We start from the raw sequence: 14,743 nt of genomic DNA on the forward strand, positions 1-14,743 counted from the left end.
CGCCGATCCTCGACTCGACCGGTTGAGTAACCGCATGGGCAGCACGCGTGTGATCAACGGGATCGAGACCTACCTGACCGATGCGGGCGAGGGCGCCCCGGTACTGCTCCTCCATGGCAGCGGCCCGGGCGTGAGCGCCATGGCGAACTGGCGACTCACCACCCCGGCGCTCACCGGTGCCGGCCTGCGGGTCATCGCACCAGACCAGATCGGCTTTGGTGCGACGGTCCCCCCTTCCGATCACGAGTACTCGATGGAGTCCTGGCTCGCGCATACCGTCGCTCTGCTCGATGATCTCGGCCTCGACCGGGTCGACGTGATCGGCAACTCCTTCGGTGGGGCCGTCGCGTTGCACCTCGCCGTACACCACCCCGAGCGGGTCGGGCGGCTGGTGCTGATGGGCTCGGTCGGGGTCCCCTTCGAGATCACCGAGGGACTCGATGCGGTCTGGGGTTACGAGGCGTCACCGGAGGCGATGAAGCGGCTCCTTGGGATCTTCGCCTACGACACCGACCTCATGACCGATGACTTAGCGCGCGACCGGTACGAGACCTCGATCGCCGGTGGAGCCAACGAGCGGTTCGCCGCGATGTTCCCCGCGCCGCGACAGCGCTGGGTCGATGCGATGGCCCTCACCGAGGAGCAACTCGAAGGGGTGGTGCAGCGCACCCTGATCGTCCACGGCCGCGACGATCAGGTCATCCCGCTCGCGAACTCCCTCTCCCTGCTCCGGCTCATCGACGACAGCCGGTTGCACGTCTTCGGCCGCTGCGGGCATTGGACCCAGATCGAGCATGCCGACGCCTTCAACGCCCTGGTCGTCGACTTCCTGACGCAGGCGCCGTAGCAAGGACACGGAGGGGTCAGGCGGGGTCGTCGGGGTCGTAGCCGCGGGCGATGAGGGCGTCGCCTAACTCGTCGGCGATCTTCACCGACCGGACGATGATCGGCACCCCGAGCGCGACGACGGAGCGGTCCTGGCCGCGGGCGAGGCGCGCTTCGTTGGAGGTCCGGACGGTGGCGATCAGCAGCGGCACCGAGCGGATCGCGAGCGCAATCATCATGGCGACCTTCTCGGGATTGACCCGCAGGGCGCGAAGGGGGCGAAGGGCGGCGAGGAGTACGGCGAGCATGTCCGCCACTCGAGTCGTGAGAGAGACCGTCCAGGCGACGAGCACGAGGGTCAGCAGGCGAGCGATCGCGAGGAGGGCATCGTGCCAGCCGACCTGCCACCACATGAAGAGGGCGAGCGCCGAACCCATCACGCCCACGACGATCAGTGGCCGGCGCAGGACGCGTAAGTCGACGCGCGAGCTCAGCAGGACGACGAGCGCCACTGCGAGGAGGCCGAGCATGACAAAGGGGGAGCGAATCGCGAGCGCTGTGATCGCGATGACGAGCAGCCCGAGGACCTTGGTCCAGGCAGGGAGTCGGTGTAGCCACGAGTTCCCCGCGAGGTAGACGCCGACGAGGTTCATCGCGGGTCTCTCGCCCTCGGCATCTGAGTTGCCATCGGAACGCCGGTCACGCCATCGCCCGCTCGTAGTGGGCGATGACTTCTGCGGGAGCGCCGTCGGCTGCGACCACCCCTTCGGCGATGAGCAGGACGCGGTCGAAATCACTTAGCACGTCGAGGTGGTGTGTCACGAGGACGAGCTGTTGCGTGAGTGCTGCAAACCGGGCCCGCGCCGCCCTCAGGTTCCGCAGGTCGAGCAGTGTGGTGGGTTCGTCGGCGACCACGATCTGCGGGTCGACCAGCAGCACGGCGGCGAGCGCGAGCTGCTGTTGCTGGCCGGAAGACAGGAGATGGCAGGGGTGGTCCGCGTGCGACTCGAGCCCTTGGGAGACAAGGGCCGCATCGACCCGGGCCGTTTTCTCCTCTTCGGAGAGCCCGAGGCCGCGAAGGGAGAAGGCGAGGTCTTCGCGCACCGTCGGCATGACGATCTGCGCCGAGGCGTCGGGGAAAAGGAAACCGACGCGGCGACGGGCCCCCTTCGGGTCCGTCGCCACGTCGGTTTCGTCGATCAGCACCCGGCCGCTCGTGGGGGCGACGAGGTGATTGATGGTGCGCGCGAGGGTGGACTTGCCGGAACCGTTCTCCCCGATGATGCCGATGCGGCGCTCGGTGAGGTCGGCGGTGACGCCTCGTAGGACGGAGCGTTCACCGTAGGCGAGGTGGACGTCCTCGAAGCGGATCCGAGAGGGCGCCCCACTCACCGGCAGTCCAGCCCCCTTCTCAGCGGTGGCGCTCGGCGAGAGCCGGGAGGGCCTTGAAGACTCCCGCGGAGACGAGGGCGGCAAGCGCGCTCTTGATGATGTCGCCGAGGATGAAGGGGGTGACCGCGGCGGCGATGGCCGGGCCGAGGCTAAGGCCGGTGACCGCCATCAGCCACGCGGTCCCGATGATGAAGAGCGGCACGGTGCCGGCCAGCGCGGCGAGGAAGAGCAGGAAGGTGTTGGCGTTCTTGTGCCGGATCACCCAGGTGGCGAGGAGACCGGTGACGGCGGCCTGCACGAGGAAGCCGACGAGGAAGCCGCCGGTCGCGCCCGCGAAGACCCCGAGGCCGCCGACGTACCCGGCCGCGACGGGCAGACCGATCGCGATCAGCGCGAGGTAGATCGCCACCGAGATGGTGCCGCGACGGGCGCCGAGGACGATCGCGGCGAGCGAGACCGCGAAGGTCTGCAGCGTGATCGGCACGGGGGTGAAGGGCAAGACGATCGCCGGGAAGAGGGTCAGGGCGACGATGAGGGCGGCGAAGACGGCGACGTAGGCGATTTCGCGAACGGCCGAATCCGACTGCGTGGCAGGCGAAGTGGTCATACGGTTCGGGTGCTCCTGGGTCGGGTAGATACGGGGACGAAGGGGGTGAGTCCCCCTTCGTCCTTAGGACAGGTGGTCGACGAGCGCTGCCGCCGCCCCGGTGTACGTGGCCGGGGTGAGAGCGAGCAGGCGCTGCTCGGCGTCGTCGGTCAAACCGAGCCCGGCGACGAAGACACGGTAGTCGTCCGCGGTGAGGCGACGACCACGGGTCAGTTCCTTGAGCCGCTCGTAGGGCTCCTCCATGCCGGGGTGGCCGGCCGCGCCGAGGGCGCGCATGGCGGACTGGACGGGTTCGCCGAGGACTTCCCAGTTGGCGTCGAGGTCGGCGGCCATGGCTTCGGGCACGGCGTCGAGGCCGGCGAGACCACGGGCGACGTTGTCGATCGCGAGCAGGCTGTGGCCGTAGGCGGTGCCGATGTTGCGCTGCATCGAGGAGTCGGTGAGGTCTCGCTGTAGGCGCGAGGTGACGAGGGTGCTCGCGAGGACGTCGAGCAGGGCGGTCGAGACCTCGAGGTTGGCTTCGGCGTTCTCGAAGCGGATGGGGTTGACCTTGTGCGGCATCGTGCTCGACCCGACCGTGCCCTGCCCACGGACCTGCGCGAAGTAGCCCATCGAGATGTAGGTCCAGATGTCGGTGCAGGCGTTGTGCAGGATGCGGTTGAAGCGCGCGATGTCGGCGTAGAGCTCGGCCTGCCAGTCGTGGGACTCGATCTGGGTGGTGAGCGGGTTCCAGGTGAGGCCGAGATGCTCGACGAAGGTGCGGCTGATCTCCTGCCAGTCCGCGCCGGGGACTGCGGCGAGATGCGCGCCGTAGGTGCCGGTCGCGCCGTTGATCTTGCCGAGGTACTCGGCACCCTCGATGCGGCGGAGCTGACGGCGCAGGCGGTGGGTGATGACCGCGAACTCCTTGCCCATGGTCGTCGGCGTCGCCGGCTGCCCGTGGGTGTGCGCGAGAAGGGGGACGTCGCGCAGGTCACGCGCCATGGTCGCGAAGGCGTCCGCGAGGCTGGTCGCGCGCTCCAGCCAGACCTGCGTGGCCCCCTTCACCATCAGCGCGTAGGCGAGGTTGTTGATGTCCTCGCTGGTGCAGCAGAAGTGGATGAGCTCGGCGAGGCCCTTGTCCTCCTCGGCCGGGGCGATGTCCTTCAGGCGAGACTTCAGGAAGTACTCGACAGCCTTGACGTCGTGCTGCGTGACCCGCTCGGTCGCGGCCATCTCGGCGATCTCGTCGGGGCCGAAGGTCTCGACCACGTCGCGAAGGGCGGCCTGCTCGGATTCGGTGAGAGCGCGCACGCCCGGGACGACATGGTTCGTCGACAGGTGAATCAGCCACTCGACCTCCACATGGACGCGCATGCGGTTCAGCGCGGGCTCGGAGAGGTGGTCGATCAGCGCGGCGACGGCGGGCCGGTACCGGCCGTCGAGGGCGCCAAGGGCGATCTGCGGAGTGGCGTCAGCGAGCGAGTGCATGGGGCGATTCTCGCAGGCTTTCGGCGCCGCTTTGATCCCGGTTGGGCGCTGACGTGGGAGCATGTCCGGCACGGATTGTCGTGGCTGCTCCCCTCTGGGGATGATCCGTTGGCGGCCTAGGCCGGATGTGCTCCCCGCCTGCGCGGGGTTGACGGAGCGCCGCGCAGCCCGGCGCTCCGCTCCTTCACCGCTCGTCGGTGCACCGCTCTAGGTTTGAGGCATGACACCCCTCGGTGCTGCCGCGCGAGCCGCGTGGGCGAAGTCCTTGAACGAGTCTGGCGAACATCTAGCGCTCTACCAGCACCTGGACGATACGGCGTCGGTGATGAGGTGGTTACTGGATCACTGGGCCAGTTCCGCTGCTCTGGTTGGCGCCGCACGGGCGTCATCGATCGACCCTCAGGATCTACGGGAGATCGCGATCTTCCTGGCGTCAATCCATGACATCGGCAAGGTCACGCCTGTCTTCGCCCGGATGGATCAGGTTCTAGCCGCTCAGATGGCCGAGGCAGGCCTCGTTGACACGACAAGCCTCGATCAACGCCTACATCACACACGGTCGGGATACCGAGCAGTGGTCGAATGGCTGGTCGGGAAGGGAGCGGACCCCCGAGTCAGCAGATCGTGGGCGCTCGTGATCGGCGGCCATCACGGGGATCCGCCCACGATCATGGAGATCAGAGATGCCGACCCTCAGCGGGTGCCCGCTGTTTACGGAGGCGAACCGTGGAGCGAAGCTCGTCGGCAGCTTCTCGAGTGGCGCTGGTCCGAGTCCGGGCTGGAGTTATCCCACGTCCGCCTCTTGCACGAACCGACAATCGCGTGGATCACCGGGCTTGTGATCATGGCCGACTGGATCGCGAGCAATGAAGAGTTCTTCCCTTATACATCGGCGACGGGCGATCGCGCGGTTGCTGGGATCAGCGCCCTTGGGCTGCCCCCTCCGTGGCGGGCGGAACACACTCCGCGAGAGGCGAAGACGCTCATCGCCGAGCGTTTTGATCTCCCTCGCCGCGCGGTGCCCCGGCCGAGTCAGATCGCTGCCGTGGAAGCGGCCTGGGCGATGCCGGAACCGGGACTGATGGTGATTGAAGCACCGATGGGTGAGGGGAAGACCGAGGCAGCGCTCGCCGCTGCGGAGGTCCTGGCGCATCGGTTCGGTTGTGGCGGCGTCTTCTTTGGGCTCCCCACCCAAGCGACGACGGACGCGATGTTCGGACGAATACTGAAGTGGATCGATCATCTGCCTACGGACGACCTTCACGTGGGAGCCTCGCTGGCGCTCATCCATAGCAAGGCGAAACTAAACCCGCAGCTGTCTGAACTCCGGGGTGGTCCGGCGTCGAGAGGGATCGATATTGATAGCGGAGAGCGCGGACGCGACCGCGCAGAGGTTGCGTCGCGCGCCATGGTGCACTCCTGGATGCAGGGTCGGAAGAAGGCGGTGCTCGCCTCGATTGTCATCGCCACGGTTGATCATTTGCTGTTTGGGGCGCTTCGCTCCCGGCATCTCGCCCTCCGGATGGTCGGGCTGATGGGCAAGGTCGTCATCGTCGACGAGGTCCACGCCTACGACACGTGGATGTCGACCTATCTGCATCGAGCCTTGGAGTGGCTCGCCTCCGTTGGAACACCGGTGATCCTCCTGTCCGCGACGTTGCCCTCGAGGCAGCGACGGGAGTTGGTGGAGGCATACACGGGAAACTCGGCGGGTGAAGACAGCCCGAGTGAGACGGGGTACCCCCGCATCACCACCGCTACGAGCGCGGGATCTGAAGTCGTCGTTCCTGATCCAGCCAATGAGCCTGTAGAGGTCCGCATCGAGATGGGCGGGTTTGGAGGCGATGCCGAGGTCGTCGCCCTCATCGAGGAGGTCGCCGATCGTCAGGGCTGCGTACTGGTAGTCCGGAACACCGTGCGGCGAGCTCAGGCAACGGCGCGCGTGCTCCGAGATGTGTTCGGTCCCGACGTCGTCACGGTGAGCCACAGTCAGTTCCTTGCCGTCGATCGAGCGCGCAAGGATCGCGAGCTGCTGTCGCGGTTCGGACCCCCGGGAGCCTCGACTCGGCCGCCTTTCCACATCGTCGTCGCGACGCAGGTCGTCGAGCAGTCCTTGGACGTGGACTTCGATCTCCTGATCACAGACATCGCGCCGATGGATCTGATTCTGCAACGCTGCGGCAGGCTCCACCGGCATGAGCGCGAACGGCCGCCACGCTTGCGAACGCCGCGCTGCATCGTGGTCGGGTACTCGATCGAGACTCTCGATTTCCCGGGAAGTGAGCGCGTCTATGGGCGCCGAGCTCTTCTCGCGAGTCTTGCGGTCATTGAGGCCAAGGGGTCAGTAGTCCTCTTCCCCCAAGACATCCCCGGCATGGTGGACCTGGCGTACGGGGAGCCGCCGATTCCGCCAGGGTGGCATGAGGCGTGGCGGGAGGCGACGGAGCGTGCGTCGAAGGAGCAAGAGCAGGCACGAGTTAACTCCCGGACGTTTTGCATCGCTCCGCCGGATCACCGATCGATCAGCGGGTGGGGGAGTGCCACGGTCGGTGACCCGGAGAGCGACTCGCGGGCGCTGGCGGCGGTGCGCGACATCGACCCGACGCTCGAAGTCATCGTGGTCGTCGCCGACGGAGACACCTGGCGAACGCCGGACTGGATCGGCGAGGGTGCTGGCCTTGTCGTTCCTCAGGACCGCCCGCCATCTTCCACCCGACGTCGGCGAAGCGTGTGCGTCTCGCTTGGGGTCGGCAGTACCACCACGTTCCGTCCGAGCAGACCGAGGAGAAGTGACATGGCCCTATTCATCGAGTTGCATGCACTGCAAACCGTGCCGCCGAGCAACATCAACCGCGATGACACCGGTAGCCCGAAGACCGCAATCTACGGTGGGAGCAGAAGGGCGCGGGTATCGAGTCAGGCATGGAAGCGTGCCATTCGAGTGGACTTCGAACGCAGGTTGGATCCGGCCGCATCGGGGGTGCGGACGAAGCGCGTCCCTGCTCTGTTACGGGATGCGATTGTTGCAATCGACCCCGCCCTCTCAGATCGTGCCGGGACGCTCGCGGAGACGGCCGTGGAGGCAGCCGGCCTAAAACTCGAGAAGTCCAGGCGCAAGGACGTCGCCGATGACGCGCTTCGCGAGACGGGGTACCTCGTCTTTCTCAGCCGTCGCCAGATTGCCAGGATGGCAGAGATGGTCGTGGCCAATCGAGACGAGTCAGACCTCGCGAAAGCCCTCAAGTCAGCGGGTATTCGCCGGGTCGCGGACCAGGACCATTCCTTCGACATCGCGCTGTTCGGGCGTATGGTCGCGGACCAGGCCGATCTCACGGTCGATGCGGCAGCGCAGGTTGCGCACGCGATCAGCGTCCACGCGGTCGATAACGAGTTCGACTACTTCACGGCCGTGGATGATCAAAATAGCGAAGAAGAGACTGGTGCCGGGATGATCGGGACGGTCGAGTTCAACTCATCAACTCTCTATCGGTACGCGACCGTTAACGTCGATGGCCTGTACGAAAATCTCGGCGACGCCGGTGCCACCGCAGCGGCTGTTGAAGCCTTCATTGAGAGTTTCGTGCGGTCGATCCCGACTGGGAAGCAGAACACCTTCGCCCACGGAACCTTGCCGCAGGCGGTAGTCATCACTGCCCGCACCACCCAGCCGATCAATCTGGTCCAGGCGTTCGAGCGTGCCGTTGTCCCGGTGGGTGAGGCCAGCCGGGTGGAGGTCGCCGCGAAGCGTTTGGTTGAGACATCCGTTGGGATCGAGTCCGCGTACGGTGAGGCGCCCGAGCGGGTTTGGGTGGTTCGCTCAAGCGATGACGCCGCACCCCTCGATTCGTTGGCGGCTCCGTCGCGACTCAGCGACGCGGCTAGCGACGTGCGTGATCTCGTCGTCCAGACTCTCAACGCTGATGTCGCGGACCATGACTGAGAGGTCAAGTCTGAGCCTGGTTTTGGCCGGTCCGTTGCAGTCCTGGGGCACCTCGTCCCGCTTCGCGACGCGGTCCACCTCTCTGGAGCCTTCGAAGTCGGGCGTGCTCGGGCTACTGGCCGCCGCCCAGGGGCGCCCGAGAACTGCGGACATTCAAGACCTCGTCGCGTTGCGGTTCGGAGTGAGGGTGGACCAGCCAGGTTCCTTGGTCCGCGATTTCCAAACGGAAAGGCGGACTGAGGCCGTCCGGGGCGGGAGCAAGGTGGTCTCGCTGCCGCTGTCACACCGGTACTACCTGGCGGACGCTGTCTTTGTTGTTGCAGTGGAGGGCCCAGCGAACCTGATCGGCGATCTTGCTGCTGCTATTCGCTCACCTCGGTTCCCGCTCTATCTAGGGCGGCGAGCCTGCCCTCCGGCAGGCCCTTTGATCCCCGAGGTTCATCGGGAGACTCTCGAGGTCGTTCTTGAGTCTTTCCCGTACTCGGCGTCCGATCGCAGAGCAGCTCGCCAAGCACTCGATGTCCGCTTGCCCGTGGTCCGTGACCCTCTTCCTGGAGAACGTGCAAGTTCGAGCGAGCAGGACGTCCCGATCTCCTACGACCCAGCGCACCGGAGGTACGCCAAGCGCGACACGATCCGCACAGAGGTCGTCGTTCGCAACGTACGGGGCAGGGCGTCGATGGATTCGCACGATCCCATGAGTGCGGTGATCGGGTCGTGACGATCCTGACCCAACTCAGTCTGAATATGCAGCGCCGCGGCGCGAAGCGACTGGTGTCTTCTCCTGCCGCTATGCACGCCATGATCGAGGGGGCGTTCGCACCTGGTGTGCCTCGTATCGCAGAAGGCCGGAACCTGTGGCGAATCGACCAGACAGGGCACTCGGCAACGCTCTACGTCGTCAGCCCCAGCGCGCCTGATCTCACCGCAGTGGTCGAAGAAGCCGGGTGGCCACACGGCGACACCTGGCGCAGTGCGGATTACCGCCCGTTCCTTGATCGTCTCGTCAAGGGCCAGGAGTGGGGCTTCCGGTTAAGGGCTAACCCGGTCCACTCCGTGCGGACGGCACCAAACCAGTCCCGGACCAAACCCACAGCCCATATTTCTGCGAGGCATCAGTTGGGTTGGCTCCTCGGTAGGGCAGATCGGCTCGGGGTGTCCTTCGGGCCGCAAGACTCATGCACAGCCCATGTAGTGGGTCGGACCAATGTCGCGTTTCGGAAGTCAACTGGCACCGTAACCCTCTCCCAGGTCGATTACGGCGGGTCCCTTCGGGTGGAGGATCCGAGGGCGCTGCGCTCAGCACTGGTCGAGGGGGTTGGGCGGGGCAAAGCGTACGGGCTGGGATTGCTCACTCTGGCGCGGCCATGAGCCTCGCTCAGCGACCAACGTCAGTCCGGGAACTCTTTCGCCTTTCCGATCGCATTTCCTTCCTTTACGTCGAGCGCGGTGTCGTCAATCGGGAGGCCAATGCCATCACCGTGGCTACACCGAAGGGTGTCGTCCACGTCCCGTCAGCCGCCATAGGTTGCCTCCTCATCGGCCCTGGAACGTCGGTGACCCATCAAGCGATGTCCTTAATGGCACAGAGTGGGATGACGTCAGTTTGGGTCGGAGAAGCAGCGGTGCGGTACTACGCTCACGGAGCGCCGCTCACTCGGTCTAGTCGGTTAGTCGAGGCGCAGGCTCATCTCGTTAGCCGCCCGAAGGATCGTCTCCGAGTAGCTCGAGAGATGTATCTACGGCGCTTCCCGGGCGAAGCCGTCGGAGGCCTGTCGATGGAGCAGCTTCGAGGCCGAGAAGGAGCCCGGGTGCGCGCTGCTTACAAATCCGAGTCCGAAAGGACTGGCGTACCTTGGCGCCGAAGACAGTACAACCCTGAGGACTTCGCGACTGGGGACGCAGTGAACCAGGCATTGTCGGCGGCTAACCACTGTCTGTACGGCATCGTCCACACGGTGATCGTTAGCCTCGCGTGCTCTCCAGCACTGGGGTTCGTTCACAACGGAACCGAGCGGGCCTTCGTCTTCGACATAGCCGACCTCTATAAGACTGAGATGACGGTGCCGGTGGCGTTTGAGGTAGCGGCGATGGCCAATGAGGACACCGAGTTAGACATCCCTGCCGCTACTCGAAGACTGTTTCGCGACCGTCAGCATAGTGGCGGACTTCTCGGTCGCTGCACGAGAGATGTTAAGGAACTCCTGTTGGGTCCGGACGAGGCGGCATCGGAGCCGATGGGGGACGTCGTCATGCTGTGGGACGAACGGGGGGCGTCCGTCGCTGGCGGGGTCAACTACGACGAGGTTTACGAGGTGCCGTGGTAGTTCTCGTCCTTACGGCAGTCCCCCCAGGCCTACGGGGCCACCTCACCAGGTGGCTCCTGGAAATCGCCCCGGGCGTCTTCGTTGGGAGATTGGGGCGGCGTGTGCGGGACGAACTATGGGATCGGGTGCTGGAGCACTCCGGCGAGGGTCGAGCACTAATGGTCTACAACGCGATAGGGGAGCAAGGTCTGACCTTCGTCACTCACAACCATGACTGGACTCCCGTCGATCTGGACGGAGTTCAGTTGATGCGGCGTCGCGAAGAGCAGTACGAAGAGGCACCCGTTCGCCCAAGTCGAGGAGCCCCACGTACTGCTATGGATTCAGCGGAAGTCCGGCGACGCCGTCAGCGGCGGAAGAAGTTCTCCTAGCCAAAATCTGGCCTCATCGCGCTGTATCGTCGCAGGTGAGGAAGTGTGCTCCCCGCCAGCGCGGGGATGGTCCGGTCCGGATCTGGCGGCAGACCTCGATGCCGTCGTGCTCCCCGCCAGCGCGGGGATGGTCCCTCGATGACCGGCGGCGGCGGGTCGCTGTTCGGGTGCTCCCCGCCAGCGCGGGGATGGTCCGGCTGATGAGCAAGCGCGGGCGGCGGGGGCTGACCGCCGCCGACCTGTGCTCCCCGCCAGCGCGGGGATGGTCCGACCAGGTGGTCGATGCGGTCAAGGATGTCGGTGTGCTCCCCGCCAGCGCGGGGATGGTCCGCGATGGCCAAGCGCGACAAGATGCTCCGCGACCTCGGGGCGTCCGTGCTCCCCGCCAGCGCGGGGATGGTCCGCGCAGCGCACCGAGGTACACATCACCCTCGGAGTGCTCCCCGCCAGCGCGGGGATGGTCCCGCGCCCTGACACCGCTCGGGCGCGGCGCTGGCGAGGTCGTGCTCCCCGCCAGCGTGGGGATGGTCCGGTTCCCATCGGCTCTAGGCCCGGGTAGTTGTCGTGCTCCCCGCCAGCGCGGGGATGGGCCCGCGCCCTGACACCGCTCGGGCGCGGCGCTGGCGAGGTCGTGCTCCCCGCCAGCGCGGGGATGGTCCGGTCCCCATCGGCTCTAGGCCCGGGTAGTTGTCGTGCTCCCCGCCAGCGCGGGGATGGTCCGGTGGTCAGACTCGGGCCTGCCGCGGATCTCGCGTGCTCCCCGCCAGCGCGGGGATGGTCCCTCCAACTTCAGGCGCTCGTACTCGCCCTCGTTGTGCTCCCCGCCAGCGCGGGGATGGTCCCCGGGGCCACATGCACGACGTCGCCGCGCACCGGTGCTCCCCGCCAGCGCGGGGATGGTCCGGGCAGGAGGCCCACCCAAGACTCCGAAGGGGAGTGCTCCCCGCCAGCGCGGGGATGGTCCCTTGGCGAAGATCGCCCGCCGCCCGCCTCGCACGTGCTCCCCGCCAGCGCGGGGATGGTCCCTTGGCGAAGATCGCCCGCCGCCCGCCTCGCCCGTGCTCCCCGCCAGCGCGGGGATGGTCTCGCCCGGTCGAGGGGGAAATGGACCCAGCCGTGGTGCTCCCCGCCAGCGCGGGGATGGTCCCGCGCGGGAGGGGAGGGGGTGGCAGTAGCAGGGGTGCTCCCCGCCAGCGCGGGGATGGTCCCGCGCGGGAGGGGAGGGGGTGGCAGTAGCAGGGGTGCTCCCCGCCAGCGCGGGGATGGTCCCGCGCGGGAGGGGAGGGGGTGGCAGTAGCAGGGGTGCTCCCCGCCAGCGCGGGGATGGTCCCGCCCGGTCGAGGGGGAAATGGACCCAGCCGTGGTGCTCCCCGCCAGCGCGGGGATGGTCCCAGGACACGACGGAAGAGGCACGCCGTCAGTTGTGCTCCCCGCCAGCGCGGGGATGGTCCGTCCACAGTCAGGTGAGGCCGACCATCCTCTGGGTGCTCCCCGCCAGCGCGGGGATGGTCCGGAGTTTGCACGGGAGTGGCAGCGGGTCGAGCGGTGCTCCCCGCCAGCGCGGGGATGGTCCCGTCAACACTCGACATCACATACACCTCTCACTGTGCTCCCCGCCAGCGCGGGGATGGTCCCCTAGCCAGACCCACCGACAAACACCATCCCAAGTGCTCCCCGCCAGCGCGGGGATGGTCCGGCGTGGACGGGGGAGAGCCGGCATGCACGGAGGTGCTCCCCGCCAGCGCGGGGATGGTCCGCCCGTGGGACTCCGAAGTTGCCTACGGACCGGGTGCTCCCCGCCAGCGCGGGGATGGTCCACGGATGCGGTGGTTGTTGGCATATCGCTCGTCGTGCTCCCCGCCAGCGCGGGGATGGTCCCTCAGCGAACTGACCAACATGCTCCCGTCGTGGGTGCTCCCCGCCAGCGCGGGGATGGTCCCGCCTGCTCGCCGACGCGCTCGCTATCGGTTGCGTGCTCCCCGCCAGCGCGGGGATGGTCCCCCGGCCTAGCCAACCCCCCGCGCGAGAAGCCCGTGCTCCCCGCCAGCGCGGGGATGGTCCGCAGTTGCAGCGCAAGTTGAAGGTGACGGTCGAGTGCTCCCCGCCAGCGCGGGGATGGTCCGCGCATCCCCGGGGTCCGGTACCTGCTCCGGACGTGCTCCCCGCCAGCGCGGGGATGGTCCGGCCCTGCAGCATGGTGGGCTCGATAACGCGTTGTGCTCCCCGCCAGCGCGGGGATGGTCCGAGCGGCGAGGACTCGTCGATGGGGTCTGGGATGGTGCTCCCCGCCAGCGCGGGGATGGTCCCGAGGGATACCCGCAGTGAGCCTGACGAGCCGCGTGCTCCCCGCCAGCGCGGGGATGGTCCTGTCGAACGCGCGTCCTCTTCATCGGTAGCGGAGTGCTCCCCGCCAGCGCGGGGATGGTCCCCGGGCGGGTGTTCCACCGTTGACTCCCTGATAGTGCTCCCCGCCAGCGCGGGGATGGTCCTGTCGAACGCGCGTCCTCTTCATCGGTAGCGGAGTGCTCCCCGCCAGCGCGGGGATGGTCCCCGGGCGGGTGTTCCACCGTTGACTCCCTGATAGTGCTCCCCGCCAGCGCGGGGATGGTCCCCTCCAGCGCACCACCTTCAACGCTGGACTTGTCGAGTTGTGCTCCCCGCCAGCGCGGGGATGGTCCTGGCTAGGAGCGGCACCAGGCTCCACATGTACCGTGCTCCCCGCCAGCGCGGGGATGGTCCGGTCGAGATGCGGGCGATGATGTTCAGGTAGCGGTGCTCCCCGCCAGCGCGGGGATGGTCCGCGTATCCCCGGGGTCCGGTACTTGCTCCGAACGTGCTCCCCGCCCGCGCGGGGATGGTCCCTCCATGACGTCATCACCGACGGCGACCGTCGCGGTGCTCCCCGCCAGCGCGGGGATGGTCCGCGTATCCCCGGGGTCCGGTACGTGCTCCGAACGTGCTCCCCGCCAGCGCGGGGATGGTCCCTCCATGACGTCATCACCGACGGCGACCGTCGCGGTGCTCCCCGCCAGCGCGGGGATGGTCCGGGGGGACAGTCGTGACCCGCCGCGCCATCGATGTGCTCCCCGCCAGCGCGGGGATGGTCCCTCTGGTCGGGCCAGAAGGCGACCCAGGCGAACGTGCTCCCCGCCAGCGCGGGGATGGTCCTGGAGCCCATGCAGACGCCACGAGACGCCCACCGTGCTCCCCGCCAGCGCGGGGATGGTCCGGGGGCGGCGTCCAGCGGCTCCAGATCGGGCGAGTGCTCCCCGCCAGCGCGGGGATGGTCCGGCGGGCCCTTCTCACAAAGGGGCGGCCTCGCCGTGCTCCCCGCCAGCGCGGGGATGGTCCGTGGGCGTGGTCTATTCCGCAGGCTGCGGCGTGGTGCTCCCCGCCAGCGCGGGGATGGTCCGCGGGCCGCGCCGCCTCAACCAGGCCACCCTTGTGTGCTCCCCGCCAGCGCGGGGATGGTCCGCGCCTGGACGACCTACGCGCACTCAATGCGGAGTGCTCCCCGCCAGCGCGGGGATGGTCCCCGTGGCTGTGAAGCGCTGCCCATTGACGAGGAGTGCTCCCCGCCAGCGCGGGGATGGTCCAAAAGTCGTGGGGCGAGGCGGGGAGTGTGTATCGGTGCTCCCCGCCAGCGCGGGGATGGTCCCCTGCAGGTTCTTCCAAAAACGGCCAGGTCCGAGTGCTCCCCGCCAGCGCGGGGATGGTCCGTTTGGAAGACTTTGGCGACGAGTTTCGCGGTCGTGCTCCCCGCCAGCGCGGGGATGGTCCCACGATTTCTATGCCACACCCGGCCCGGTGT

At 67.5% G+C, this 14,743-nt stretch carries 10 protein-coding genes, 1 pseudogene and 1 CRISPR repeat array (1 of these 12 only partly in view); of the genes and pseudogenes, 7 read left to right on the forward strand and 4 right to left on the reverse strand.

The window, feature by feature from the left end:
• The first annotated feature begins 34 nt into the window (after window positions 1-34).
• Window positions 35-847: an alpha/beta fold hydrolase gene (locus AB8K43_RS01515; RefSeq protein ID WP_370890656.1), complete on the forward strand. Its 813-nt coding sequence runs from the start codon at window positions 35-37 to the stop codon at window positions 845-847.
• Window positions 848-863: 16 nt separating this feature from the next.
• Here AB8K43_RS01515 and AB8K43_RS01520 read toward each other — a convergent pair whose 3' ends face one another.
• The 4 genes from AB8K43_RS01520 to purB all read right to left on the reverse strand — a co-directional run bounded on the left by AB8K43_RS01520 (window position 864) and on the right by purB (window position 4,294).
• Entirely contained in the window at window positions 864-1,478 is a 615-nt protein-coding gene (locus AB8K43_RS01520; protein ID WP_370890658.1) for an energy-coupling factor transporter transmembrane protein EcfT, read from the reverse strand.
• Between the two features lie 46 nt (window positions 1,479-1,524).
• Window positions 1,525-2,217 (reverse strand): energy-coupling factor ABC transporter ATP-binding protein, encoded by a 693-nt coding sequence (locus AB8K43_RS01525; protein ID WP_370890660.1) that lies wholly within the window; start codon window positions 2,215-2,217, stop codon window positions 1,525-1,527.
• 19 nt (window positions 2,218-2,236) lie between these two features.
• A complete protein-coding gene (locus AB8K43_RS01530) occupies window positions 2,237-2,824 on the reverse strand; it encodes a biotin transporter BioY (protein WP_370890662.1) in 588 nt (195 codons plus the stop codon).
• 63 nt (window positions 2,825-2,887) lie between these two features.
• Window positions 2,888-4,294 carry an adenylosuccinate lyase gene (purB, locus tag AB8K43_RS01535; RefSeq protein WP_370890663.1) on the reverse strand — a complete coding sequence of 469 codons (1,407 nt, stop codon included), beginning with the start codon at window positions 4,292-4,294 and terminating at the stop codon, window positions 2,888-2,890.
• Window positions 4,295-4,514: 220 nt separating this feature from the next.
• On the opposite strand from purB, the pseudogene AB8K43_RS01540 reads away from it, so the two are divergent.
• The 6 genes and pseudogenes from AB8K43_RS01540 to cas2e all read left to right on the forward strand — a co-directional run.
• A pseudogene (locus tag AB8K43_RS01540) lies at window positions 4,515-5,162 on the forward strand (CRISPR-associated endonuclease Cas3''); the annotation flags it as partial.
• 177 nt (window positions 5,163-5,339) lie between these two features.
• The gene (gene cas7e, locus AB8K43_RS01545; protein WP_370891173.1) at window positions 5,340-8,234 is read left to right on the forward strand and encodes a type I-E CRISPR-associated protein Cas7/Cse4/CasC; all 2,895 of its coding nucleotides are present in this window, start codon (window positions 5,340-5,342) and stop codon (window positions 8,232-8,234) included.
• The gene (cas5e, locus tag AB8K43_RS01550; protein WP_370890665.1) at window positions 8,227-8,955 is read left to right on the forward strand and encodes a type I-E CRISPR-associated protein Cas5/CasD; all 729 of its coding nucleotides are present in this window, start codon (window positions 8,227-8,229) and stop codon (window positions 8,953-8,955) included. The genes cas7e and cas5e overlap by 8 nt, the downstream gene beginning before the upstream one ends.
• Window positions 8,952-9,605 (forward strand): type I-E CRISPR-associated protein Cas6/Cse3/CasE, encoded by a 654-nt coding sequence (gene cas6e / locus AB8K43_RS01555; protein ID WP_370890667.1) that lies wholly within the window; start codon window positions 8,952-8,954, stop codon window positions 9,603-9,605. The genes cas5e and cas6e overlap by 4 nt, the downstream gene beginning before the upstream one ends.
• Window positions 9,602-10,561 carry a type I-E CRISPR-associated endonuclease Cas1e gene (cas1e, locus tag AB8K43_RS01560; RefSeq protein ID WP_370890669.1) on the forward strand — a complete coding sequence of 320 codons (960 nt, stop codon included), beginning with the start codon at window positions 9,602-9,604 and terminating at the stop codon, window positions 10,559-10,561. The genes cas6e and cas1e overlap by 4 nt, the downstream gene beginning before the upstream one ends.
• Entirely contained in the window at window positions 10,555-10,932 is a 378-nt protein-coding gene (cas2e, locus tag AB8K43_RS01565) for a type I-E CRISPR-associated endoribonuclease Cas2e (protein WP_370890671.1), read from the forward strand. The genes cas1e and cas2e overlap by 7 nt, the downstream gene beginning before the upstream one ends.
• 45 nt (window positions 10,933-10,977) lie before the next feature.
• Window positions 10,978-14,743: direct repeats of the CRISPR family, unit length 28 nt; unit sequence GTGCTCCCCGCCAGCGCGGGGATGGTCC (it continues 2,168 nt past the right edge of the window).

Origin of the sequence: Janibacter sp. GXQ6167 (genome assembly GCF_041365945.1) — a bacterium.
GTDB lineage: Bacteria > Actinomycetota > Actinomycetes > Actinomycetales > Dermatophilaceae > JBGFSK01.

Excerpts from the sequence above, each read along its gene's own strand:
- AB8K43_RS01515 (WP_370890656.1), top strand. The coding sequence starts at position 35 with ATGGGCAGCACGCGTGTGATCAACGGGATCGAGACCTACCTGACCGAT.
- AB8K43_RS01520 (WP_370890658.1), bottom strand. The coding sequence starts at position 1,478 with ATGAACCTCGTCGGCGTCTACCTCGCGGGGAACTCGTGGCTACACCGA.
- AB8K43_RS01530 (WP_370890662.1), bottom strand. The coding sequence starts at position 2,824 with ATGACCACTTCGCCTGCCACGCAGTCGGATTCGGCCGTTCGCGAAATC.
- purB (WP_370890663.1), bottom strand. The coding sequence starts at position 4,294 with ATGCACTCGCTCGCTGACGCCACTCCGCAGATCGCCCTTGGCGCCCTC.
- cas5e (WP_370890665.1), top strand. The coding sequence starts at position 8,227 with ATGACTGAGAGGTCAAGTCTGAGCCTGGTTTTGGCCGGTCCGTTGCAG.
- cas1e (WP_370890669.1), top strand. The coding sequence starts at position 9,602 with ATGAGCCTCGCTCAGCGACCAACGTCAGTCCGGGAACTCTTTCGCCTT.